This is a genomic window from Nocardia sp. NPDC060255, assembly GCF_042727395.1.
Lineage (GTDB): Bacteria > Actinomycetota > Actinomycetes > Mycobacteriales > Mycobacteriaceae > Nocardia.
The window spans coordinates 1158373-1181195 of sequence record NZ_JBHXAU010000001.1; the positions used below are offsets into that span (position 1 = coordinate 1158373).

The 22823-nt window shown below is 67.3% G+C and carries 26 protein-coding genes and 1 riboswitch; of the genes, 15 read left to right on the plus strand and 11 right to left on the minus strand.

Features of this window, described 5'->3' with window-relative positions:
- Positions 1 to 200: 200 nt before the first annotated feature.
- From lysS to ACFWF1_RS05350, 6 genes are all read left to right on the plus strand, one after another.
- Positions 201 to 1700 carry a lysine--tRNA ligase gene (gene lysS, locus ACFWF1_RS05325; protein ID WP_379282322.1) on the plus strand — a complete coding sequence of 500 codons (1500 nt, stop codon included), beginning with the start codon at positions 201 to 203 and terminating at the stop codon, positions 1698 to 1700.
- A 115-nt stretch (positions 1701 to 1815) separates the two neighbouring features.
- Positions 1816 to 2175 (plus strand): Lsr2 family protein, encoded by a 360-nt coding sequence (locus tag ACFWF1_RS05330; RefSeq protein WP_029900677.1) that lies wholly within the window; start codon positions 1816 to 1818, stop codon positions 2173 to 2175.
- 281 nt (positions 2176 to 2456) lie between these two features.
- The gene (locus ACFWF1_RS05335; RefSeq protein ID WP_379282323.1) at positions 2457 to 3020 is read left to right on the plus strand and encodes an FHA domain-containing protein; all 564 of its coding nucleotides are present in this window, start codon (positions 2457 to 2459) and stop codon (positions 3018 to 3020) included.
- 130 nt (positions 3021 to 3150) lie between these two features.
- On the plus strand, positions 3151 to 3750 hold the full coding sequence (locus tag ACFWF1_RS05340) for a DUF1772 domain-containing protein (RefSeq protein ID WP_379281973.1): 600 nt from the start codon (positions 3151 to 3153) through the stop codon (positions 3748 to 3750).
- A gap of 100 nt (positions 3751 to 3850) precedes the next feature.
- Positions 3851 to 4792, plus strand: a complete 942-nt coding sequence (locus ACFWF1_RS05345; RefSeq protein WP_379281974.1) for an esterase/lipase family protein — start codon at positions 3851 to 3853, stop codon at positions 4790 to 4792.
- 272 nt (positions 4793 to 5064) lie between these two features.
- The gene (locus ACFWF1_RS05350; protein ID WP_379281975.1) at positions 5065 to 7620 is read left to right on the plus strand and encodes an ATP-dependent Clp protease ATP-binding subunit; all 2556 of its coding nucleotides are present in this window, start codon (positions 5065 to 5067) and stop codon (positions 7618 to 7620) included.
- A gap of 66 nt (positions 7621 to 7686) precedes the next feature.
- Here ACFWF1_RS05350 and ACFWF1_RS05355 read toward each other — a convergent pair whose 3' ends face one another.
- On the minus strand, positions 7687 to 8499 hold the full coding sequence (locus tag ACFWF1_RS05355; protein ID WP_379281976.1) for an LLM class flavin-dependent oxidoreductase: 813 nt from the start codon (positions 8497 to 8499) through the stop codon (positions 7687 to 7689).
- A 12-nt stretch (positions 8500 to 8511) separates the two neighbouring features.
- Positions 8512 to 8781, minus strand: coding sequence for a hypothetical protein (locus ACFWF1_RS05360; protein ID WP_379281977.1), 270 nt, complete (start codon positions 8779 to 8781; stop codon positions 8512 to 8514).
- A 124-nt stretch (positions 8782 to 8905) separates the two neighbouring features.
- Between ACFWF1_RS05360 and ACFWF1_RS05365 the strand changes: the two genes are divergently transcribed.
- Entirely contained in the window at positions 8906 to 9553 is a 648-nt protein-coding gene (locus ACFWF1_RS05365) for a VWA domain-containing protein (RefSeq protein ID WP_379281978.1), read from the plus strand.
- Here the strand turns inward: ACFWF1_RS05365 and ACFWF1_RS05370 are convergent, their stop codons facing one another.
- Together ACFWF1_RS05370 and ACFWF1_RS05375 are read right to left on the minus strand one after the other, a co-directional pair.
- Positions 9554 to 10216 (minus strand): response regulator, encoded by a 663-nt coding sequence (locus tag ACFWF1_RS05370; RefSeq protein WP_379281979.1) that lies wholly within the window; start codon positions 10214 to 10216, stop codon positions 9554 to 9556.
- Between the two features lie 8 nt (positions 10217 to 10224).
- Positions 10225 to 11634 carry a sensor histidine kinase gene (locus tag ACFWF1_RS05375; protein ID WP_379281980.1) on the minus strand — a complete coding sequence of 470 codons (1410 nt, stop codon included), beginning with the start codon at positions 11632 to 11634 and terminating at the stop codon, positions 10225 to 10227.
- Between the two features lie 196 nt (positions 11635 to 11830).
- Here ACFWF1_RS05375 and ACFWF1_RS05380 point away from each other — a divergent pair, with 196 nt between their 5' ends.
- Together ACFWF1_RS05380 and ACFWF1_RS05385 are read left to right on the plus strand one after the other, a co-directional pair.
- Positions 11831 to 12733: an ABC transporter ATP-binding protein gene (locus tag ACFWF1_RS05380; protein ID WP_379281981.1), complete on the plus strand. Its 903-nt coding sequence runs from the start codon at positions 11831 to 11833 to the stop codon at positions 12731 to 12733.
- Positions 12730 to 13581, plus strand: a complete 852-nt coding sequence (locus ACFWF1_RS05385) for an ABC transporter permease (RefSeq protein WP_379281982.1) — start codon at positions 12730 to 12732, stop codon at positions 13579 to 13581. The genes ACFWF1_RS05380 and ACFWF1_RS05385 overlap by 4 nt, the downstream gene beginning before the upstream one ends.
- Positions 13582 to 13632: 51 nt before the next feature.
- On the opposite strand, the gene ACFWF1_RS05390 is transcribed toward ACFWF1_RS05385, so the two are convergent.
- Positions 13633 to 14226 (minus strand): TetR/AcrR family transcriptional regulator, encoded by a 594-nt coding sequence (locus ACFWF1_RS05390; RefSeq protein ID WP_379281983.1) that lies wholly within the window; start codon positions 14224 to 14226, stop codon positions 13633 to 13635.
- 140 nt (positions 14227 to 14366) lie between these two features.
- Here ACFWF1_RS05390 and ACFWF1_RS05395 point away from each other — a divergent pair, with 140 nt between their 5' ends.
- The 3 genes from ACFWF1_RS05395 (at position 14367) to ACFWF1_RS05405 (ending at position 15884) form a co-directional block, all read left to right on the plus strand.
- Positions 14367 to 15014: an FMN-dependent NADH-azoreductase gene (locus tag ACFWF1_RS05395; RefSeq protein WP_379281984.1), complete on the plus strand. Its 648-nt coding sequence runs from the start codon at positions 14367 to 14369 to the stop codon at positions 15012 to 15014.
- Position 15015: 1 nt separating this feature from the next.
- The gene (locus ACFWF1_RS05400; RefSeq protein ID WP_379281985.1) at positions 15016 to 15336 is read left to right on the plus strand and encodes a DMT family transporter; all 321 of its coding nucleotides are present in this window, start codon (positions 15016 to 15018) and stop codon (positions 15334 to 15336) included.
- Between the two features lie 107 nt (positions 15337 to 15443).
- Positions 15444 to 15884, plus strand: a complete 441-nt coding sequence (locus tag ACFWF1_RS05405) for an OsmC family peroxiredoxin (RefSeq protein WP_357379738.1) — start codon at positions 15444 to 15446, stop codon at positions 15882 to 15884.
- Positions 15885 to 15971: 87 nt separating this feature from the next.
- Here ACFWF1_RS05405 and ACFWF1_RS05410 read toward each other — a convergent pair whose 3' ends face one another.
- From ACFWF1_RS05410 to mhuD, 4 genes are all read right to left on the minus strand, one after another.
- Positions 15972 to 16463 (minus strand): hypothetical protein, encoded by a 492-nt coding sequence (locus ACFWF1_RS05410; RefSeq protein WP_379281986.1) that lies wholly within the window; start codon positions 16461 to 16463, stop codon positions 15972 to 15974.
- 35 nt (positions 16464 to 16498) lie between these two features.
- Positions 16499 to 17296: a CbtA family protein gene (locus ACFWF1_RS05415; protein WP_379281987.1), complete on the minus strand. Its 798-nt coding sequence runs from the start codon at positions 17294 to 17296 to the stop codon at positions 16499 to 16501.
- Complete coding sequence (locus ACFWF1_RS05420) at positions 17287 to 17481, minus strand: CbtB-domain containing protein (protein ID WP_039794710.1); 195 nt, start codon at positions 17479 to 17481, stop codon at positions 17287 to 17289. Before ACFWF1_RS05420 ends, ACFWF1_RS05415 begins: the two co-directional genes overlap by 10 nt.
- 28 nt (positions 17482 to 17509) lie before the next feature.
- Positions 17510 to 17665: riboswitch (cobalamin riboswitch) on the minus strand.
- A 77-nt stretch (positions 17666 to 17742) separates the two neighbouring features.
- Positions 17743 to 18057: a mycobilin-forming heme oxygenase MhuD gene (gene mhuD / locus ACFWF1_RS05425; RefSeq protein ID WP_379281988.1), complete on the minus strand. Its 315-nt coding sequence runs from the start codon at positions 18055 to 18057 to the stop codon at positions 17743 to 17745.
- Positions 18058 to 18150: 93 nt separating this feature from the next.
- Between mhuD and ACFWF1_RS05430 the strand changes: the two genes are divergently transcribed.
- Positions 18151 to 18897, plus strand: a complete 747-nt coding sequence (locus tag ACFWF1_RS05430) for an alpha/beta fold hydrolase (RefSeq protein WP_379281989.1) — start codon at positions 18151 to 18153, stop codon at positions 18895 to 18897.
- On the opposite strand, the gene ACFWF1_RS05435 is transcribed toward ACFWF1_RS05430, so the two are convergent.
- Complete coding sequence (locus ACFWF1_RS05435) at positions 18894 to 19784, minus strand: A/G-specific adenine glycosylase (RefSeq protein ID WP_379281990.1); 891 nt, start codon at positions 19782 to 19784, stop codon at positions 18894 to 18896. The two genes, ACFWF1_RS05430 and ACFWF1_RS05435, sit on opposite strands and share 4 nt — an antisense overlap.
- A gap of 90 nt (positions 19785 to 19874) precedes the next feature.
- Between ACFWF1_RS05435 and ACFWF1_RS05440 the strand changes: the two genes are divergently transcribed.
- Both ACFWF1_RS05440 and ACFWF1_RS05445 read left to right on the plus strand, forming a co-directional pair.
- Positions 19875 to 20498 (plus strand): carbonic anhydrase, encoded by a 624-nt coding sequence (locus ACFWF1_RS05440; protein ID WP_379281991.1) that lies wholly within the window; start codon positions 19875 to 19877, stop codon positions 20496 to 20498.
- A gap of 122 nt (positions 20499 to 20620) precedes the next feature.
- Complete coding sequence (locus ACFWF1_RS05445) at positions 20621 to 21310, plus strand: hypothetical protein (RefSeq protein WP_379281992.1); 690 nt, start codon at positions 20621 to 20623, stop codon at positions 21308 to 21310.
- A 25-nt stretch (positions 21311 to 21335) separates the two neighbouring features.
- Here ACFWF1_RS05445 and radA read toward each other — a convergent pair whose 3' ends face one another.
- Positions 21336 to 22748 (minus strand): DNA repair protein RadA, encoded by a 1413-nt coding sequence (radA, locus tag ACFWF1_RS05450; protein ID WP_379281993.1) that lies wholly within the window; start codon positions 22746 to 22748, stop codon positions 21336 to 21338.
- Positions 22749 to 22823 lie beyond the last annotated feature (75 nt).

The following is a 22823-nucleotide window of genomic DNA, read 5'->3' on the forward strand; positions in this document are numbered from 1 at the left end:
ATGCATGCCCGCTATTTCCGGTGATACCGGACCGCACAAATCCGGCGGCGGGCGCCGGCCTGCGGCGAGACCGATCCGTTACTCGGTGAACTAGGCCGGGCGGCCCGCAAAACGATTTCCGGTGCACGCTAGGGTTGTTGGATGTGAGCACCAGCGACACTTCCTCGTCCAGCGATCCCGCATCGGATTCGCGGCCTGCCGTGGCGCCCGACGCCGACGACACCCCGGAGCAGATACGGATTCGCAAGGAGAAGCGGGAGCGGTTGCTCGCGGACGGCGGTGACGCCTATCCCGTCGTCGTGCCGCGCACGCATACCCTCGCTGAAATTCGCGCCGCATATCCGGATCTGGACAAAGACACCCAGACCGGGCTGCAGGCGGGTGTCGCCGGTCGCGTCATATTCATGCGTAATACCGGCAAGCTGTGTTTCGCGACGCTGCAGGAGGGTGATGGCACCAAGCTGCAGGCGATGATCAGCCTCAACGGCGTCGGCGCCGACGCGCTCGCGGCCTGGAAGTCCGATGTCGACCTCGGCGACTTCGTTTTCGTGCACGGCGAGGTGATCTCGTCGCGGACCGGCGAATTGAGCGTGCTGGCCGATTCCTGGTTCATGGCGGCCAAGTCGCTGCGCCCGTTGCCGGTGGCGCACAAGGAGATGAACGAGGAGTCGCGGGTCCGGCAGCGCTATGTCGATCTGATCGTGCGTCCCGAGGCCAGGGAAATGGCCCGGACGCGGATCGCGGTGGTGCGCGCGCTGCGCAATGCGCTGGAACGGCGCGGCTTCCTCGAGGTGGAGACGCCGATGCTGCAGACGCTGCACGGCGGTGCGGCGGCCCGGCCGTTCGTCACCCATTCCAATGCCCTCGATATTGATCTCTACCTGCGTATCGCGCCGGAGCTGTTCCTGAAGCGCTGCGTGGTCGGCGGGCTCGAGCAGGTCTTCGAGATCAACCGGAACTTCCGCAACGAGGGCTCGGACTCCACGCATTCCCCCGAGTTCGCGATGCTGGAAACGTACGAGGCGTACGGCACCTACGACGACTCGGCGCGGATGACCCGGGAATTGATCCAGGAAGTCGCCCAGGAGGTGTTCGGCACCCAGGTGGTGACACTTGCCGACGGCACCGAATACGACCTGCGCGGCGAGTGGACGACGGTGGAGATGTACCCGTCGCTCTCCGACGCCCTCGGCGTCTCCGTGACACCGGAAACGTCGATCGCCGAATTGCGCGCGCTGGCCGATCGGGTCGGCCTGGAAATTCCGGACGGCAAGGGCTACGGGCACGGCAAACTCGTCGAGGAACTCTGGGAACACCAGTACGGCGACAAGCTGTACGCGCCGACTTTTGTGCGCGACTTCCCGGTGGAGACCTCACCGCTCACCAGGCAACATCGGACCGAGGCCGGGGTCACCGAGAAGTGGGACCTCTATGTCCGTGGCTTCGAGTTGGCTACTGGCTATTCGGAGTTGGTCGATCCGGTGATCCAGCGTGAGCGCTTCGTGGATCAGGCGCGACTGGCCGCGCAAGGCGACGACGAAGCGATGGCGCTGGACGAGGACTTCCTTGCCGCGATGGAGCACGGCATGCCGCCGACCACCGGTACAGGTATGGGAATCGATCGTCTGTTGATGGCGTTGACGGGTCTCGGAATCCGGGAAACAATACTGTTCCCAATTGTGCGACCGGTCACTCGGTGACCGGCTGATTGCAAAATCTCGGCCTCGTCTTGGAAAATTTGGAATTCGAGGTATTCTTGCCTCGGGTAATCGGCCTAGTATGCGGGTCGCACGATTTCGAGAGGACGTTCATCTCATGGCAAAGAAGGTCACCGTTAGCCTGATCGACGATGTCGATGGGGAGTCCATCGCGGACGAGACCATCGAGTTTGCGATCGACGGTGTTTCGTACGAGATCGACCTGTCGTCGGCAAATGCCGCGAAGCTGCGCGACGGGCTGGAAGAGTGGGTTTCGAGCGCGCGTCGAGTGAGTGGCCGTCGCCGCGTCAAGGCCGCCGCGACCGCGACGGGCGCCCCGAAGAGCCGGGTCTCGATCGACCGGGAACAAAGTGCAGCAATTCGCGAGTGGGCTCGTCGGAATGGACACAAGGTGTCCGCGCGGGGGCGTATCTCCGCCGACATCACCGATGCGTACAACAAGGCCGCGAAGGGTTAGTTTCATATTTTTCAGCCGCCGTCCCAGCGAATCGTGCGACGCCGGGGCGGCGGTTTTCTCTTTCGCCGGCGGCTCATAGGCTGCTGATATAACCGCGCGGCGCGGTGACACGCTGCTGGAAGTGGCGCGCGGATCGATCTTGCTCGTGGTTCCAGGACGCGGCACCATGGAAACGTGCGACGGTCACTGGCGGTATGGAGAGGCGAGGTATCGGCGCAGTGACTGGATTCGTCGGATCATTTTTGCGATTCCAAGATGACGCGGGTCGCCAGCAGGAACTCATGCTCAGCGCCGACCAGGAACGCGTGACGATCGGTCGCTCGCCGCAGGCCGACCTCGCCCTGCCGTGGGACGCCGAGGTGTCCAGGCTGCACGCCGCGATCGAGTATCTCGGCGCGCAGTGGACCATCGTGGACGACGGCCTTTCCCGCAACGGCACTTTCGTCAACGGCGACCGGCTGGTCGGCCGGCGCAGGCTGATGGCGGGCGACGTGATCCGGGTCGGCACCTCGCGGGTGTCCTTCCACGATTTCGGCGGCGTCGCCGACGACATCACCCGCGTCTCCAGCGGCACGGTGCCGCCGAGCTTCCGGCAGCTCACCGAAACTCAGCGCGCGGTGCTGATCGCGCTGTGCCGCCCGTACAAGAACGGGGCGGCCTTCGCCACGCCCGCGTCCAATCAGCAGATCGCCGAGGAATTGTTCCTCAGCGTCGACGCGATCAAGACACATCTGCGCGCGCTGTTCGCCAAGTTCGGCGTCGAGGACCTGCCGCAGAACGCCAAGCGCGTGCGCCTGGCCTTCCTGGCGATTCAAAGTGGCCTGATCTCCGACCGGGATCTGTGACCCGCCCGTAGACGATCGCTTAGTCGGCCGAGTGTCTCGGCCATGGAGAGCCGTGTCGAAACCGGCTTGACTAAGACTCATCGAACCGGAGCGATGAGGGCTCCGGACGGGTTTCCCTTCAGGAGGAATTATGACCGCCGCACGCCTGGCCGCCCTGGTCGCAGCCATCTTGGCCACCGGACTGATCGCAGGCCTTTTCTACGGCTACGCGAACTCGGTGATGCCCGCGCTGAATCAGACCGACGATCGCACCATGATCGACGTGATGCAGAAGATCAACGTGGTCATCATCAACCCGGTGTTCATGATCGGGTTCATCGGCACCGTCGGCTTCTCGATTCTCGCGGCGGCGCTGCATCTCGGTAAGGACCAGCGCACCACGCTGATCTGGATCGGCGTCGGCCTGGCCATCAACATCATCGCCTTCGCCGTCACCTCCGGCCTGAACGTGCCGCTCAACAATCAGCTGATGGCCGCGGGCGATCCGTCGCAGATCGCCGATCTGGCCAAGGTCCGGGCGGACTTCGAATCCACTTGGGTGCGTTGGAATATCGTCCGCGCGGTGCTGCACACCCTGGCCTTTCTGGTGCTGACCGGCGCGCTGTTCGTCTCGGGCGTCCAGCAGGGCAGGGCGAGCGCCGCGGCGCCCGGACCGCAGGTGGCGCAGGGGCAGTTCCCCGGCCAGCAAGGTCAGTTCCCCGGTCACCCGGGCGCCCCGACCTACCGGTAGGGCTGGACATCAACGGCCACAACCAGTTTCGCGACTCGACCGCGCCTGGGACACGCCGCACGGTAGCTTTCTGGAACACGTTCCAGATTTGGAGGCTACCGTGCCGCGTGTTCCAGGCTTTTCGCTTCTCCTCGTCCTTTTCGCCGCGCTGTGCACCGTCACCGCGAGTCCCGCGCAGGCCGAGCAGTATCCGGTCGACTACAACTTCTTCGCAGGCATCCCCAACGAACTGCTGCATCCCGGCGGCTCGCTGCCCGGCACCAACGACTGGACTTGCCGTCCGAGCGCCGCGCATCCGAATCCGGTGGTCCTGGCGCACGGCACCGGCGGTGGGGCACAGACGAATTGGGGGGTATACGCGCCGCTGCTGGCCAATGAGGGCTACTGCGTGTACTCGATGACCTACGGCGCCTACGACCTGCCGTGGCCGATCTCGGCCATCGGCGGCATGCTCCCGATGGAGCAGAGCGCCCCGCAGTTCGCCGCGTTCGTCGACCGGGTGCTCGCCGCGACCGGTGCCCAGCGCGTCGACATCGTCGGCCACTCGCAGGGCAATTTCATCGGCAATTACTTCATCAAGCGGCTCGGCGGCTCGGCGAAAGTGGACAAACTGGTCGCACTCGCCCCGCCGTGGCTCGGCTCAGACGTCGCGGGCGCGGGCGAAATCGCCGCGTTCAGTGCGCGTCTCGGCGCGGGCCCGGCCTTCGATGCCATCACCGGATCGCTGTGCCAGGCCTGCCGTCAGGTCCTGGCCGGCTCGGATTTCGTGCGGGCACTGAACTCGGACGGCGTCTATGACCCTGCCGTCAGCTACACCAATATCTCGACCCGGCTCGATGAGCTCGTCGTCCCCTACACCTCGGGCCAGGTACCCGGCCCGAACGTGACGAACATCGTGGTCCAGGATGGTTGTGCCCAGGACTTTTCCGAGCACGCGGGCATCGCGGGCAGTCCACGCGCCGCGGCATATGTGCTCAACGCGCTCGACCCGGCACACCCGCACGAAGTGCCGTGCGGTTTCATCCCGCCGTTCACGGGGTAGCACCCGCGAAAGCGGCGGCGGCGAGATATCCCTGTTCGCTGAGGGCAAAACTGGATCGGAAACGAATCCTGCAACCCTCACGTTATGAGTGAATGACCGTGCTGACGCTGGTCGCCAATAGGGTGGACTGGCGGCGGCAGCATCCCCCGCCAACTAGAGTGGAGGCGGGGGCCACGACCCCCGGGCTTCATGGCAGGCTGACGCCCACGGTTGTTACACAGCACACTGCGGCGTCTGTTGCCAGAATGTCGGAGCAGGAGAGTGAGGGAGCGATGTTCGAGAGGTTCACCGACCGCGCGAGGCGTGTCGTTGTCCTGGCCCAGGAAGAGGCCCGGATGCTCAACCACAACTACATCGGCACCGAGCACATCCTGCTGGGGCTGATCCATGAGGGTGAGGGTGTCGCGGCCAAGTCGCTGGAATCGCTCGGCATTTCGCTGGAGGGCGTGCGCAGCCAGGTGGAGGAGATCATCGGACAGGGCCAGCAGGCTCCATCCGGTCACATCCCGTTCACCCCGAGGGCCAAAAAAGTCTTGGAGCTGAGTCTGCGCGAGGCGCTGCAGCTCGGCCACAACTACATCGGCACCGAGCACATCCTGCTCGGTCTCATCCGCGAGGGTGAGGGCGTCGCCGCGCAGGTGCTCGTCAAACTGGGCGCCGATCTCAACCGGGTGCGTCAGCAGGTCATCCAGCTGCTGTCCGGGTACCAGGGCAAGGAGCCGGTCGAATCCGGCTCCCGCGGTGAGGCGGGCACGCCGTCCACCTCGCTGGTGCTCGACCAGTTCGGCCGGAACCTGACCCAGGCCGCACTCGAGGGCAAGCTCGATCCCGTCATCGGCCGCTCGAAGGAAATCGAGCGCGTCATGCAGGTGCTGAGCCGCCGCACCAAGAACAACCCGGTGCTCATCGGCGAGCCAGGTGTCGGTAAGACCGCCGTCGTGGAGGGCCTCGCGCAGGCCATCGTCAACGGCGAGGTTCCCGAGACGCTGAAGGACAAGCAGCTGTACACCCTCGACCTGGGTTCCCTGGTCGCGGGCAGCCGCTACCGCGGTGACTTCGAAGAGCGCCTCAAGAAGGTGCTCAAGGAGATCAACACCCGCGGCGACATCATCCTGTTCATCGACGAGCTGCACACGCTCGTCGGCGCGGGTGCCGCCGAGGGCGCGATCGACGCCGCGTCCATCCTGAAGCCGAAGCTGGCCCGTGGCGAGCTGCAGACCATCGGTGCGACCACCCTCGACGAGTACCGCAAGTACATCGAGAAGGATGCCGCGCTGGAGCGCCGGTTCCAGCCGGTCCAGGTCGGCGAGCCGACGGTCGAGCACACCATCAACATCCTGAAGGGTCTGCGCGACCGCTACGAGGCACACCACCGGGTTTCCATCACCGATGGCGCGCTGGTGGCCGCGGCGACCCTGGCCGACCGCTACATCAACGACCGGTTCCTGCCGGACAAGGCGATCGACCTGATCGACGAGGCCGGTGCGCGGATGCGCATCCGTCGCATGACCGCCCCGCCGGACCTGCGCGAATTCGACGACAAGATCGCCGATGCGCGCCGGGAGAAGGAAAGCGCGATCGACGCGCAGGACTTCGAGAAGGCGGCGCGACTGCGCGACAAGGAAAAGCAGCTGGTCGCCAAGCGCGCCGAGCGGGAAAAGCAGTGGCGCTCCGGTGATCTCGACGTGGTTGCCGAGGTCGACGACGAGCAGATCGCGGAGGTGCTGGCCAACTGGACCGGTATCCCCGTCTTCAAGCTCACCGAGGAGGAGACCACCCGGCTGCTCCGCATGGAGGACGAGCTGCACAAGCGGATCATCGGCCAGGAGGATGCCGTCAAGGCCGTCTCCAAGGCGATCCGCCGCACTCGGGCCGGCCTGAAGGATCCGAAGCGTCCGTCCGGCTCGTTCATCTTCGCCGGTCCGTCCGGTGTCGGTAAGACCGAGCTGGCCAAGTCGCTGGCGAACTTCCTGTTCGGCGACGACGACGCGCTCATCCAGATCGACATGGGCGAGTTCCACGACCGCTTCACCGCATCGCGGCTGTTCGGTGCCCCTCCCGGGTACGTCGGCTACGAAGAGGGCGGCCAGCTCACCGAGAAGGTGCGCCGCAAGCCGTTCTCCGTGGTTTTGTTCGACGAGATCGAAAAGGCACACCAGGAGATCTACAACACCCTGTTGCAGGTCCTGGAGGACGGTCGTCTCACCGACGGCCAGGGACGCACGGTCGACTTCAAGAACACCGTGCTGATCTTCACCTCCAATCTGGGTACCTCGGACATCTCCAAGGCGGTTGGCCTGGGCTTCACCCAGTCCAACATCCAGGGCTCGAACTACGAGCGGATGAAGCTCAAGGTCAACGACGAGCTGAAGAAGCACTTCCGGCCCGAGTTCCTCAACCGCATCGACGATGTCATCGTCTTCCACCAGCTCACGACCGATCAGATCGTGCAGATGGTGGACCTGATGATCGGCCGCGTCGGCGTCCAGTTGAAGAACAAGGACATGTCGATGGAGCTGTCCGAGCAGGGCAAGGCGCTGCTGGCCAAGCGTGGCTTCGATCCCGTGCTCGGTGCCCGGCCGCTGCGCCGGACCATCCAGCGCGAGATCGAGGATCAGCTGTCGGAGAAGATCCTCTTCGGCGAGATCGGCCCCGGCCAGACCGTCTTCGTCGATGTCGAAGGCTGGGACGGCGAAGGCTCCGGCGAGGACGCCAAGTTCACCTTCGTCGGCAAGACGAAGCTGACCAAGGCGGACAAGGACGAGGAAAAGCCCGAGGTCGTGCTGACCGGTGCCGCTGAAGGCACCGCCGAAGCCTCAGGCGAGTAGCAGCACCACGAGAAAGGCCCGCTTCCCTTGGGAGGCGGGCCTTTTCCGTTGGCACCGGAGTGCGGGCTATTGTTCGTCGACCGTAGTCGCGAAGTGCGCGAGCACCGCGGCGAAGGCGTCGGACAGCTCGCCGGGGATGAGCACCTCGTCGATTCCGTGCTTCTCCCTTCGGATTTCGAGCGCCTCGGCGGCGGCGGTCGGATCCGCGTCGAGAACTCCCGCCGCGCCCGCCGCCCGCAACTCGTCCGTGCTGAGGCCGAGCCGCTTACTCGTCCAATACGGCAGCCGGTCGCCGATCCCGATCAGCTGATGGCTGAACGAGATTTCCCGGTCGGTATGGTCGCGGACGATGCGGACCATGTCGGCCAGCTCGGCCTCGGTCACCTGCGGACCGGCGGCGAGCAGGATTCGATCGGCGAATTCCGCTGCCGCGGCGAGCATTAGAGGCCCGCTAGCGGCCACGATGACCGGCGGGGCCGGGTCGACCGCCGCACGGACCGCCGCGATGGTGTCGGCCAGCTGTGCGCGGCGTTCGGCGGCGGAACCCCATGGCATACCGAGGCGTTCGGCCTCCGCGCCGGCGTCCGGCCGGCCGGAGCCGATGCCGAGCTCGAACCGTCCGTCCGAAAGCAGTTGCAGGGCTGCGGTTTCCCGGACCGTAGCGGCTGCGGTGCGCAGCGGGGCGGCGAGCACGTTGGGGCGCAGCCGGACCGTGCTGGTGACCGCCGCCGCGGCGGCCAGCGCCGGGAACGGCGATGCGGTGTTCAGCGTGTCCGGCAGCAGGATCGTCCGATAGCCCTGCTGCTCGGCATCCCGTGTGGCGGTGGCCCATTCGGCGCCGGAGCGCGGGGTGACGACAATGCCGAATTTCAAGCTCATGCTGGTCTCCCGTCAGCTCTTGGCCGGACGCTTCGGCTCGCGCAATACGGCGAGGCGGCTGCGGTACTGGTCCTCGGTGATCTCGCCGCGGGCGAACGCGGTACGCAGCGCGCCGACTCCGCTTTCGCGGCCGATGAACCGGCGGCGCGCGAAGAACGCCAGCGTGATGAAGGTGATCCAGAACAGCAGCGGGAAAATCCAGAAGAACGGCCATGGATGCCAGCCACCGTCGTAATGGTCGGCCAGGAAGGTCATGACCTCGGGTCGGGTCGAAATGTTCATGAACAAAGCCTGCGCCGCCGGCCCATCCCGCGGCATCGGCCGTGCGGCGCTGCTCGTCGTACGCCGCAGCGCGTATGCCGGGGTACTTTGGATGGGGTTCATCGAACCGACCCGGGGGTGCTGAATGACAAATCCAGATCTGACACTGATAGCCGTACTGCTCGACCGTTCCGGATCGATGCAGTCGATAAAGTCCGACACCGAGGGCGGTTTCGACGCCTTTATCGAGGAACAGCGCAAGGTGCCGAAGACGATCGAGGTGACGCTGGCGCAGTTCGACACCGAATACGAATGTGTCTACGCGAGCCGTGCGCTCGCCGAGGTGCCGCCGCTCGACCTGCGGCCGCGCGGCATGACCGCGCTGTACGACGCGGTGGGCAAGCTGGTCACCGACGTCGGCGCGGAGCTCGCGAAACGTCCCGAACACGAACGGCCGGGCACGGTTATTGTCGTCGTGCTCACCGATGGTCACGAGAATTCGAGCAGGGAGTGGTCGCACACCGCGGTGAAATCGCTGATCACCCAGCAGCAGGACGTTTACAACTGGAACTTCATGTTCCTCGGCGCGAATATGGACGCGGTCGAGATCGGCACCCAGATGGGTTTCGATCCGGGCAATTCGATCACGTATGCCGCGTCACCACAGGGTGTTTCGCGGGTGTTCCGCTCGTCGGCGTCCCACTCGGCCCGAATGCAGGCCGCGCCGCCCGGTGCGAAGCGCGGCGGATTCACCGATGCGGAGCGCGAAGAGTCGAATCCCGGTAGCGCGTAGTCACTGCCAGCCCGGACGCACCACGCCGGATTCATAAGCCATGACCACCAATTGGGTGCGGTCGCGGGCGCCGAGCTTCATCAGAATGCGGCTGACGTGCGTGCGGGCGGTGGCGGGGCTCATGAAGAGCCGCTCACCGATTTCGGCGTTCGTGAGCCCCTCGGCGACCAGCACCATCACCTCGCGCTCGCGCTCGGTGAGTTCGGAAAGCGTTGCGGGCGGCGGTGTTTTGGCGTGTGCGGAGAATTCGGCGATCAGTCTGCGGGTGACGCCGGGGGAGAGCAGCGCGTCACCGGCCGCGACCACCCGGACCGCGCGCACCAGGTCGGCCGGTTCGGTGTGCTTGACCAGGAAGCCCGTCGCGCCCGCGCGCATCGCCTCGAAGACGTACTCGTCGAGCTCGAAGGTGGTCAGCACGACCACCCGCACCTCGGCCAGCGCGGCGTCCTCGGCGATCATCCTGGTGGCGGCGAGGCCGTCCAGGATCGGCATCCTGATGTCCATCAAGACCACGTCCGGGCGGAGGCTGCGGGTCATCCGCACGGCCTGTTCGCCGTTGTCCGCCTCGCCGATCACCTCGATGCCGTCCTGCGCCTCGAGCAGCGCGACGAAACCGCCGCGTACCAGCGCCTGATCGTCGGCCACCAGGACCCGTATCGCCACCACGCCTCCTATTGCGGCCCGTGCGCGCTGGACTGCTGCGCTTTGTCGCCGGGCCGGATCGGCCGCACGTTGTCGGGCCGGGGCGCGTCCTCGGATCGGCTCGGCGGCTTGCGTTCGCTCGGTGCCATCGGCCGCAGCGGCAGTCGCGCCGCGACCCGGAAGCCGCCACTGGGGCGTGGGCCCGCGGTGAGCGCGCCGCCGAGCGCGTGGGTGCGTTCCCGCATGCCGATGATCCCGTTGCCGCCGCTGGTGCCCGATCGCGTCGCCGGTGCGGTCGGGCGGGCGTTGTCGACGGTGATATCGACCGATTGCGCCGCGTAACGCACCGTCACCGTGGCCTCCGCGCCCGGCGCGTGCCGCACCACATTGGTCAGCGACTCCTGGATTATCCGCGCGGCCGCCACGTCGATCACGCTCGGTAGCTGCTGCGGTTCGCCGATGATCTTGGTGCTCACCGATAATCCGGCCGCGCGGGCACGCTGGAGCAGGGTGTCCAGCTCGGCGATGCTCGGCGCGGGGTTACGCGGTGCCGCCGGACGCGCCTCGGCCTCGGCGGATTCGGCAGCGGCCCTGCTCGATTGCTCATCGTCGGCCGGAACGCGTTCGGTCCCAGGGGAATTGCGTCCGCTCCAGCCGCGCGGGCGCCGCCGGCTCGGCGCGCTGCGCTCGACGTCGATGAATTCGTCCTCGTCGCCGTCGGATTCGCCCGCGACGGTGCCACCGGTTCGGATCGAGTGCAGCAGTGTGTGCACCTCCGCGAGGGCGTCCCGGCTGGCCGTCTTGATCGCGTCCAGCGCGCCGGCGGCCTGTTCCGGCTTCTTGTCGAACAGCTCGAGCGCCACCGAGGATTGCACGTTGATCAGCGAAAGGCTGTGTGCCAGTACGTCGTGCAGCTCGCGGGCGATGGCGAGGCGCTCCTCAGTGGCCCGCCGTTCCCGCTGCGCCTCCTCGTCGCGGCGCGCGGCCTCGGCCCGCTGCCTGCGCGCCACCAGTACCGCGGTGCGCTGCCGCAGGCCTTCCACCACGCACAGCAGCACGGCAAGCCAGGCCATCAGCGCGAAGATCTGCCACACATTGGCGCCGCGCCCGAACAGCTCGGGCACCGGCCAGACCAGCACGAGGTAGCCCAGCGGAACGAGTGGGTATGTCCACCAGCGAGATCCGGCGCTCGCGGCGGTCAGGAACGCGATGACCAACGAGAAGAAGATCGGCCCGTAGCCATAGCCGAGCGCCAGGTAGGCGGCGCACGCGCCGAGCGCGACGAGCAGCACCGGCATCGGCCGGGACCGTCGCCAGATCAACGCCACCGGACCGGCGAGTAGTAGCAGGTACCCGAGGATGTCGAGGGAATTCTCGCCCATCCTCATATTCGCGAACGTGCCGCCGACGATTTGGAGCGCGGCAACAACAAGTGCCACACCCCAATCCCATCCCAGCGAGCTCTGGCTCGTTATCCCTGCCCTCACCCACAGCAGCCTATTCGGCTTCGCCACAGTTCGGCGTCCGCCTCGCTACGTATTGCTCAGGTAAGGCCAGAGCGTAGTGCGCTTTACGTACGTCGACCGTCGCCGCGCGGCGGATGTGGCGAGCCTGCTCTGGGCGGATTCTCGGTGCATGACAGATTCGATCGTGGTCACCCGAGGGTTGACCAAACGCTATGGGGCGCATGCCGCTGTCGATGGCGTGAGCATGAGTGTCGCGGCCGGTGAGATCTACGGGTTCCTCGGGCCGAACGGGGCGGGCAAGACGACCACGCTGCGGATGTTGGTCGGGCTCATTCGGCCGAGCGACGGCACCGCGACGGTGGCCGGGCACGTGCCGGGCGATCCCGAGGTGGTCCGGCGGATCGGCGTTCTCATCGAGGGCCCCGGCTTCTACCCCTACCTTTCCGGCCGGGACAACCTGCGGGTGCTCGCGAAATACCGCGGTATCGGCGGCACCGAGGTCGAGGCGGCGTTGGACCGGGTCGGCCTGGTCGACCGGGCCGGCGACAAGTTCCGCACCTACTCCCTCGGCATGAAGCAGCGTCTCGGTGTCGGCGCGGCGCTGCTCGGCAGGCCCGACCTGCTCATTCTGGACGAGCCGACGAACGGCCTCGACCCGCAGGGCATGGCCGAAATGCGGGAGCTGATCACCACTCTCGCGGCCGACGGGCACACCGTGCTGCTGTCGAGCCACATGCTCAGCGAGGTGCAGGAGATCTGCGACCGGGTCGGCGTGATCTCGCGGGGCAAGCTGCTCGTCGAGTCGACCGTCGCCGAATTGCGCGGCGCCGCATCGCTTTTACTGCGGGCCGAACCGTTGGAAGTGGCGTTCCCGGCGGTGCGCGAGGTGGTCGGTGAGCGCGCCGCGATGCTGACGTCGAGCGGCATCCGGATCGAGGCGGGCAACGGCACCGCGCCCGCGGTGGCGCGGGCGGTCATCGCGGCCGGTGCCGATCTGCTCGAACTGCGGATCGACGAAAAGTCCCTGGAGGAAGTGTTTTTCGAGATGACTCAGCTGGAAGTGGCGAAATGACCGTGAAAGACCTGTTGGCCAGCACGAAGGCGGAGGCGCTGCGGCTGCGTAAGTGGCCCGCGTTCTGGATCCTGCTGGGCACCTGGATCCTGCTGAACCTCACCTTCGCCTACCTGTTCAACTATCTCGCCTACACCTCGGGCGAGTCGGGCCGGATGTCGAACGGTCTGCCGAAAGACGCACTGCTGCACCAGATGCTGCCCGCCGCGGTGCCGGAGGTGTTCACCCAGGGCATGGCGATGTTCGGCGGCGCGCTGATGCTGGTGCTCGGCGCGCTCACCACCGGCAGCGGATATGGCTGGGGCACTTGGAAAACCGTGTTCACCCAGGGACCGTCGCGGATCAGCGCGGTGGGCGGGGTGCTGGTGAGCCTGTGCGTCGTGGTGGTCGGGCTGGTGCTCACCGCCTTCGTCGTCGACACCGGGGTGGCGGCGCTGATCGGCGCGACCCAGGCGCAGTCGCTCGCGCTGCCGTCGCTGCGGCAGTCGGCGCTCGGAATCCTCACGGGTATCGCGATTCTCGGCATGTGGACGCTGGCGGGCGCGCTGATCGGCACGATCGCTCGCGGTCCGGCGCTGGCCGTCGGCCTCGGTCTGGTGTGGGTGCTGGTGGTGGAGAACCTGTTGCGCGGGGTGGCGTCGATCTTCTCGCCGATCGCGGCCATCACCGACCACCTGCCAGGCACCGCCGCCGGTTCGATGGCGGGAGCGATGCGGACGGTCGGCGCGGGGACACCGGGCGTGTTCGACATCCTGTCGCGGACCGAGTCGCTGATCATGCTCGGGATCTACATCGCGCTCTTCGTGGCGGGCACCATGTGGCTGATGCGCAGGCGCGATCTGGCGTGAGTGAGTAGCGCGGAAAGCCGTTGATGGACAACCAGCAACGGCTTTCGCGTATCAGTCGAGCACGGCATGGGCGAGCCTGCCGAGGGCGTCGGCGATCTGCGCCGAGGTCAGGCCTCGACTGCGTTGCTGCTGGTAAACCTCGGCCCCCAATGGTGCGAGCAACGCATCGATGAGTGCGTCCGGCTCGCGAATCTTGCCCGCCAGCAACAGCGCCCGCACGTGGGCATGCCAGAACCCGTACGAGCCCGTCGCGAATCGCGCCCCGCCGATCTCCGCGCCGAGCACCAAATCCGCATGCGCGTCCAGCAATTCGACCATCGCGGCGTAGAACGCGGCCAGCCGTGCCGCGGGCGGCGCACCGGGGCCGAGCGGCGGCACGCCGCCGATCAGCTGCTCCTGTAGCGCTCGTTCGTGTTCGTCGAGCAGCGCGACGGCGATCGAATTCGTGTCCGGGTAGCGGCGATACAGCGTGCCGCGGCCGACGCCCGCCGCCTTGGCGATGTCGTCCATCGTCACGGCCCGCGGGTCGCGGGTGGCGAACAGTTCGGCGGCCGCGGCGAGCACCTTGGCCCGGTTGCGTGCCGCGTCCGCGCGCTCGGGCGGCGCGGCCGATTGCCCGCTGAGCAGATCTGAGTGCCTGGTCATGTCGCTGACTGTACCCGAGTTCCGGAATAAGTGGACATAGTGTCCGGTTGCCGATACTGTCGATCTGGCACTAAGTGGACACGACGTCCAGTTGGCCGCTGGTCGTCCGACGGCACGGAAACACAGAGTGAGGTCTAGTTATGAGTACGTTGTTGCACCTGGATGCGAGCGCCCGCACCAGCTCGATCAGCCGGGAGCTGAGTGCGGTATTCGCCGATGCGTGGCGAGCCGGGAATCCAGACGGCGGCTACCGCTACCGGGATCTGGCGGCCGACCCGATCCCGTTCATCGATGCGGCGTGGACCGAGCTGTGCGATGCGGTGCTTGCGCAGGGAAGTACCGACCTCGGCCGGCTCAGTGAGCTGGTGCGCACGCCGGAACAAGCTGCGGCGTGGGCGATCGTCGAGCCGCTGCTGGCCGAGGTGCTGGCCGCGGACGTCATCCTGATCGGCTCCCCGATGTACAACTACTCGATTCCGGCCGCCCTCAAGGCCTGGCTGGATCAGGTGACGTTCCCGCGAATGTCATTGGGCCACCGCCGTTTCGTCGTCGCGACCGCCCGCGGCGGCGCCTACTCGCCCGGTGCGCCGAAGGCCGCCTTCGACTACCAGGAGCGCTTCCTGCGCGACTTCTTCGCGGGCCATTTCGCCGTCCAGGACACGGTTTTCATCAATGCCGAACTGGCCAACGCCCGCCAGGATCCCGCGCTGGCCCACCTGCGCGGCAAGCACCACGAGTCGTACGCGCTCGCCCTCGAGACCGCACGCAATCTCGCTAAGGAGTACTGACGTGAACTGGGTCGTCCTGGGCATCGCGGGCCTGGTCGAGATCGTCTGGTCACAGAGCATCAAACCGACGGAGAACTTCACCCGCCTGGTGCCGACCGTGATCTGCTTCGTGCTCGGCGTCACCGCGGTGTACCTGCTGTCCAGGGCCATGCAGACGCTGCCGGTCGGCACCGCCTACGCGATCTTCACCGGGATCGGCGCGGTCGGCGCCATCGGCCTCGGCATCGTGTTCAACAAGGATCCGCTCAGCGCGGGCCGAGTGTTCGCCCTCTCGCTGATCATCGGCGGCATCGTGCTCGCCAGGGTCACCAATCCCGAATGACGAATGGCGCCAACGTTGCTCGTAGTGCGCTCTAGTCCGACCCGCAGACGCGGGGCGGCAGGCTGGCTAAGCTCGGGCTGCATCCAATAATCAGCGAAAGGACCGTGATGCCTACACGTACCGCGCGTACTGCCTGGACCGGCACTCTGCAGGAGGGGTCGGGACAGGTCGAGCTGGCCAGTTCCGGGGTCGGCAAGTACGACGTGTCGTTCCCGAAGCGTTCCGCCGAGGACGCCGACGGCACCACCAGCCCGGAGGAGCTGATCGCGGCGGCGCACTCGTCCTGCTACGCGATGGCCCTTTCGGCCCAGATCGGTAATGCGGGCGGCACGCCGGAGAGCCTGGACGTCAGTGCCGATGTGACCCTCGGCCCGGACCCGGCCGGTGGCTTCCGGATCAGCGGCATCAAGCTGACCGTGCGCGGCAAGGTCTCCGGCCTCGACGCCGACGGCTTCGCCGCCGCGGCCGAGGCCGCCAAGGCGGGCTGCCCGGTCAGCAAGGCCCTCGCCGGCGTCGACCACATCCTCCTCGACGCGGCCCTCGTCTAACTCGGTACAGCAGGCTGCCCGGTTCGCGCACTGTGGTGCGGGAGCCGGGCAGTTTTGTGTGACAACCGATTTCGGGTGAGCAATGGGTCAGGCCCGGCGAAAGAAGCGGCGGGCCGCAGGGTGGTACATCGCGGGGATGGCGATCAGGACTGCGACGATATGGACAGTGCGGAACAGACCGATCACCGCGGATTCGATGGTGAGGTGGGCGAACAGGTCGCCGAACTTGTCCGCGGAGAGCAGCGCCGCGAGCGGTTCGATGATCAAGGAGAGCAGCCCGATCACGCCGATGCCGAAGGTCAGCAGCAGGCGGGCCCAGCGGGCGCCGTGCGTCATTCGGATGGCGACGAGGAGAACGACCAGGTAGATCCCGAGCCGCACGGCCAGCCCGGTCGTCAGGTCCGCTATGTCGACCTCGTCGCGCTCCAGTAGCAGCGCGGACTGCTCGATCGCCTCGGCGACGCCGGCGAGCAGGGCGACGACGAGGCCGACGAACGCGACGAGGACGGCGCGCGGTGGTTGTGCGGGTACGCCCGAACGCAGCGGTGCGGGCAAAAAGGAAAGGGCAGTGCCGGTCATGACACCGACACTGCCCTGCGTCTTCCGGATGCGGATCAGCCCGCGGTAGCGATCGACTCTCGTACCGGAGTATCACTGCGCGTGGCGAATTCGCTGAGCGCGGCGAAGCCGAGGGCCAGGCAGGCCCACAGCGTCGCGGTCTCGGCCAGCGAGGACGCCCGGAACTGCCACAGCAGCGCGGCCGGGAAGTCCGCCTTCACCTCGTTGATGCCCGGCAGCAGGATGTAACCCGCCGCTGTCGCGAGGACGAACGCGGCGAGCCCACCGATCAGTCGCAGCGTGCTCAGCTGACCGCGCAGCAACTTGTAGACGTACACGCTCGCGCCGACGGCCACCAGGCCGAGCAGCACGGCGGCCACCCAGAGCAGGGTGCGCTGGTTGATCGTCTCCGGATCACCGACCGCAGGTGGGTTCGCCGGATATTTGAAGAACGGCACGGCCACGATCGCGGCCCAGCCGCCGAGCCCGATGCCGAGCGCGAGTTTCGGCCCGGAGAGCGTGGTGTAGCGGCGGGCGAAATGCGCGACGGAGGCGAAGATGGCGCCGAGCGCGAGACCGGCCAGGCCGAGCGCGAGGAACTGCCCCGCCTTCTGGCCGGTGCGGCTGACCAGCGGTTCTTCCTCGTCGCCGTGCGAATGCCCGTTGGTCGCTTCCGCTTCCGTGCCGTGCGGATGATCCGCGGCGGCCGCGCTACCGGCCTCCTCGATGGCGATGGCGGCATCGACCTTCGGTTCGCCGATGAAGAAGCCGACCGAGGCGGCCAGCAAGCCTGCGATGAGACCGGCTAGCAGGCCGCGCAACAAAAGGGTCTTCAGGGAACCAATCAGTGGCACGGCAGCCCCAGCAGGTGACGTCCGTCGTGCATCAGCTCATGCAGGTACATCCCGCTGCGCGAGATGACGCCCTGATCGAAGCCGACCAGGTACAGCGTGAGCAGTGCGAGTAGAACGACACCTACTGTGACGAGCACAGTGGCCAGTGAATCGGTTGCCCGGCTCGGCGAATGCGCGATAGCCATGCGAGTCCTCCTAGGGATGCGCGTCCCGTCGAATGGGTTGCGAAGGAGCCGGTGTCTGGCTATCCGGCACCCAGGGACTCGGTGCATGGAACACAGTGGCGCGACCGCTCCGGAATTTCACCGGATTACCGCATCACCCTCGCGTTTTGTCATCCGAACTGTGACACCTGGAAGCACCCGCCGTCAACACGACAGCAGGGGCCCGCCCTGATGTCGGGCGAGTCGCCGGGCAAGTCAGCCCGCCCGGCAGTGCTCGACAGGTCAGTCGGCAGGCTTCGCGGCCACGTCGATGACGACCTCGAATTCCAGCAGCGACGCGCCCGTGGAGACCGGCTGCCGCCGCTCGCCCGCATGCGCCTCGCGCGCGGGCCCGTCCCGCCACGCCGTGAACGCCTCTTCCGAATCCCACTGGGTGACAACGAAGTACCGCTTGTCACCGGCGACCGGCCGGAGCAGCTGGAAGCCGAGGAAACCCGGGGAGCCCTCGACCGCGTGCGCACGGTGGGCGAACCGCTTCTCCAACTCGGGGCCCGCGCCCTCGGGAACCTCGATCGCGTTGATCTTCACAACAGCCATGGGCTCGACAATACGACCCGCCAGCGTCCGTCCGGTATGGGCCATATCGGGGGCACCGCGCACGGCCGGGGCGCGCCGGGCAGAATCAGCGGGGTGTTGCACGACGAAGGTGGCGCGGGTGTGCCGATCCTGCTGCTGCACGGATTGATGGGCAGTGCCAGGACCTGGCACGATCAGCTGGACTGGCTGCGCGACTACGGCCACGTCTACACCTTCGACGCCGCCGGGCACGGCAGGCCGGCGCCGGCCGAGCTGACCACCGAGGCGTTCGTCGCCGATCTGGCCGCCGCGACCGCGGGCATCACCGAGCCCATGGTGGTGATCGGGCATTCGATGGGCGCGCTGCACGGCTGGGTGTTCGCCGCGACCTACCCCGATCGGGTGCGCGCGCTGGTGGTCGAGGACATCGCCCCGGATTTCACCGGCCGGACCGCCGCGAATTGGGCGGCGATGATCGAGGCGTGGCCGCAACCGTTTCCGGATGCGAATGCGGTGCTGAGGTTCTTCGGGCCGGTCGCCGGTCGGTACTTCCTCAACTCGTTCGAGCACGGCCCGGACGGATACCGGCTGCACGGGTCGGTCGCGACGTTCCGCGATATCTCCGAGGAGTGGGGGAGCCGCGACTTCTGGCCGCAGTGGCACGCCATCCGGGTGCCCGCGCTCTTGCTCGAGGGCGAACACACCATCACCCCGGCCGGCCAGATGCGTCAGATGGCCGAGGCACATCCCGATGCCGAGCACGTACTCGTCTCGGGCGCAGCGCATCTCGTGCACGACGACCAGCCCGGCCAGTACCGGGAAGCCGTCGAGCGCTTCCTCCGCCGCGTGCTGAACGTCTAGTTGCCGCCTTCACCGGCGAGCGCGAAGAGACCGTCGACGGTTTGCTCGATCAGGCCGTCCACCAGTAGCGAGTCCAGAGCCCGGGCTCGCTGGCCGGGATCGAGGGGCCAGGCGAGGTCGAGACTCACCCGCTCCACCGGTCCCGTCGCGCCGCGCAGGACATCGAGCAACCTACCGCGCGCTTGGCGGTCGGTGCCCTCGTATTTCTGTGTGCGACGGACGATTTCGGAAACGGGACGGCCTGCGGCGACCCACGCGCAACTCGGCAGCGGGCAGCGCGAACAGTCCGGTGTGCGCGCCGTGCACACCGTCGCACCCAGCTCCATCAACGCGGCCGAGAACACCGCCGCACGATCGATCTGTTGCGGCAGTAGAGCTTCCGTCTCCGGCAGATCACGCGACGACGGATTACCCGCCTCCGCACGGCCGTGCACCGCCCGAGCGACAACTCGGCGAACGTTGGTGTCCACCACCGGAACTCGTTGTCCGTAGGCGAAGCACGCGACCGCCCGCGCCGTGTACGCCCCGATGCCGGGCAGGCCGAGCAGTACGTCCACGTCGGCCGGCACCTCGTCACCGTGCTCCGCGGCGAGCACCCGCGCGCATTCGTGCAGCCGCAGCGCCCGGCGCGGATAGCCGAGCTTGCCCCACGCGCGCAGCACCTCGGCCTGCGAGGAGGCCGCCATCGCCGAGGGCACCGGCCAGCGCGCCACCCACTCGCGCCAGATCGGCTCGACCCGGACCACCGGCGTCTGCTGCAGCATGATCTCGCTCATCAGGATCTGCCACGCGGTGACCTCGCGGCGGCGCCACGGTAGGTCGCGCGCGGTCTCCTCGTACCAGTCGAGCAACACGTCGGCATCGATGGTGTTCGGTGCTTTCCTCACGGTTCCTGTCCTACTGCCGCCAGCCGGTATTTGCCGACCCGTAACCAAACGAACTCGCTGGTAACTCGAGCCTTGTGCACAATGGTCGGTATGCCTGATTCAAATCCGGTCAGTGCCTGGAAGTCTTTGCGCGAAGGCAACGACCGCTTCGTCTCCGGTGCGCTGCAGCATCCTAGCCAGGGCGCCTCCGACCGAGCCAAGCTCGTCAGTGGCCAGCACCCGTCCGCGATCCTCTTCGGTTGCGGTGACTCCAGGGTCGCCGCCGAGCTGATCTTCGACCAGGGCCTCGGCGACATGTTCGTCGTGCGCACCGCCGGCCACGTGGTCGACAGCTCGGTGCTCGGCTCGATCGAGTACGGCGTGCAGGTGCTCAACGTTCCGCTGATCGTGGTGCTCGGGCACGACAGCTGCGGCGCGGTGAAGGCCACCATCGACGCGCTGGACGGCGGCGAGGTACCTGGCGGATTCATCCGCAGCGTGGTCGAGCGGGTCACGCCTTCCATTCTGATCGGCCGCCGGGAGGGGCTGTCCACCGTCGACGAGATGGAGGCCAGGCACGTGGTCGAGACCAGCAGGTTGCTCATGCAGCGGTCGATGATCATCTCGCAGCGCGTGGCGACCGGCGAATGCGCGATCGCCTGTGTCACATACAAGCTCGCCGACGGCCAGGTGAAGTTGCAGCGTGTCGTCGGCAACATCGGCGAGCTCGCCTGAGCCGGAGTCGTCGCCGTTTGCCCAGCGTGCGGGCCGGAATTCCGTCGCCACGATCGCGTATTCCGGCTCGACACGCCGTGCGCATGAGTCATCGTGCCCGGTCGTGCCCTTACCGTTGAGGCGTGCTGGAACCGAATGGACCGCTGCCACCGGAGATCTATTGGCGTCGTCGCGCATTGGCGATCGGCGCACTGGTCGTCGCGCTGGCGCTGGTCATCTGGCTCGTGCTGACGGTGTCGCGTGGCGGCGACTCGCCCGGTGACACGAAGCCCGTCGTGGCCGGTTCGTCGTCCGCGACGTCGAGCAAGCCCGCCGACGTCACGACGACAAAGGCCGCTGGCCCAAGCGAATCCGGCGCGCCGGTGACGTCGAGTATTTCCCCGTCCGCGTCGAACGAACCGGCCGCGGGCCCGGGGCAGTGCCCCGATCAGTCGCTGGCCATCAAGATCAGTGTGGACCAGCCGACCTATCGGGTCGGCGAGCAGCCGAACTTCCGGATCGTCATCACCAACATCTCCAGCGCGCAGTGCCAGCGGGACATGAACCTGGCGCAGATCCAGGCGTCGGTGCTGTCGCTGGACGGCCAGCGCCGATTCTGGACGAGTTCGGATTGCTCGCCCGTCGACGAGTCGAACCAGCGGAACCTGAAACCCGGTGAGCAGGCGCTGTTCACGGTGCGCTGGTCCGGCACCACCTCGCAGCAGGGCTGCGTCGGCGAGCGGGTGCCGGTGCCCGCCGGGGCGTACCAGGTCATCGCGCAGTTCGGCTCGCTGCACAGCTCGCCGGAACCGTTCAATCTGACGCCCGCCTGAGCCGCCCCGGATTCGGTTGGGCCCGTTAGAAATCGGGTGCCACTTCCTTCTCCTCCTTCGCCGCGCGCCGCTTTCGCGTGCCGGTGATGCGGATGGCCGAGCGCACGTCGGCCACCTCGTGGATCTTCATGCCGCCGCGCTTGAGCGGGGCGTAGCCGGGCGGTACCAGCGCGGTGGTGAAGCCGAGCCGTTCGGCCTCGGCCAGCCTGCGTTCGAGTCCGGTCACCTTGCGCACCTCGCCGGCCAGGCCGACCTCGCCGAGGATCACCCAGCCCGCCGGAATCGCCACCTCGGAATTGGCGCTGGCGATGGCGAGCGTGATGGCCAGGTCGGCGGCAGGCTCCAGCAGGCGCATGCCGCCCACCGTCGCGGCGTACACGTCGGATTTGCCGACGAACACCTTGCCGCGGCTCTGCAGCACGGCAAGCACCATCGCGACCCGGTTGTAGTCCAGGCCGCTGACCGCGCGGCGCGGATTCGGGATCTCGGTCTCCACCGTCAGGCCCTGCACCTCGGCGACGAGCGGTCGCTTGCCGTCCATCGCCACCGTGACGGCGGTTCCCGGCACCGAATCCGTGCGATGGTGCAGGAACAGGCCGGAGGGGTCGTCCACGCAGGCGATGCCGTCCTCGTGCAGCTCGAAACAGCCGACCTCGTCGGCGCTGCCGAAGCGGTTCTTGATGCCGCGCACCATGCGCAGCGCCGAGTTCTTGTCGCCCTCGAACTGCAGCACCACATCGACGAGGTGTTCCAGCGTGCGCGGGCCCGCCACATTGCCGTCCTTGGTGACGTGCCCGACCAGCAGCACCGCGATCCCGCTCGCCTTGGCCAGCGAGGTCAATGCGGAGGTCACCGCGCGCACCTGGGTGACGCCGCCGATCACGCCGTCCACCTCGGGCGCCAGCATGGTCTGCACCGAGTCGACCACCAGCAGCGTCGGCTGCACCTGCTCGACGTGCCCGAGCACGATCGAAAGATCGGATTCCGCGGCCAGATACACCCTTTCGTGCACCGCGCCGGTCCGGTCGGCGCGCAGCCGCACCTGGCCCGCCGATTCCTCCGCCGTGACGTAGAGCGATTTGGCATCGTGCTGCCGGGCCCAGCGGTGCGCGACCTCGAGCAGCAGCGTCGACTTGCCGACGCCGGGCTCGCCGGACAGCAGCACCACCGAGCCGGGGACGACGCCGCCGCCGAGCACCCGGTCGAGCTCGCTGACCCCGGTCGGATTCGCCCTGGTGATCTGCGAGTCGATGCTGGAGATCGGCGCGGCGGCCGTGCTCGGCAGCATCGCGCGCCTGGCCGGGGCGCCCGCACCGGTCGCCGCGACGGCTACCTCGTCGACGGTGCCCCACGCGCCGCAGTCGGGGCACTTACCCACCCACTTGGCGACCTCGTGCGTGCAGGCGGAGCACCGGAAGATCGACCTGGTCTTTGCCACACGCGCACCTTACGTACCGCCTCCGACAACATGTCGGAGGAAAAGAACGGCCGCCGCACCCGTCGGGTGTGGCAG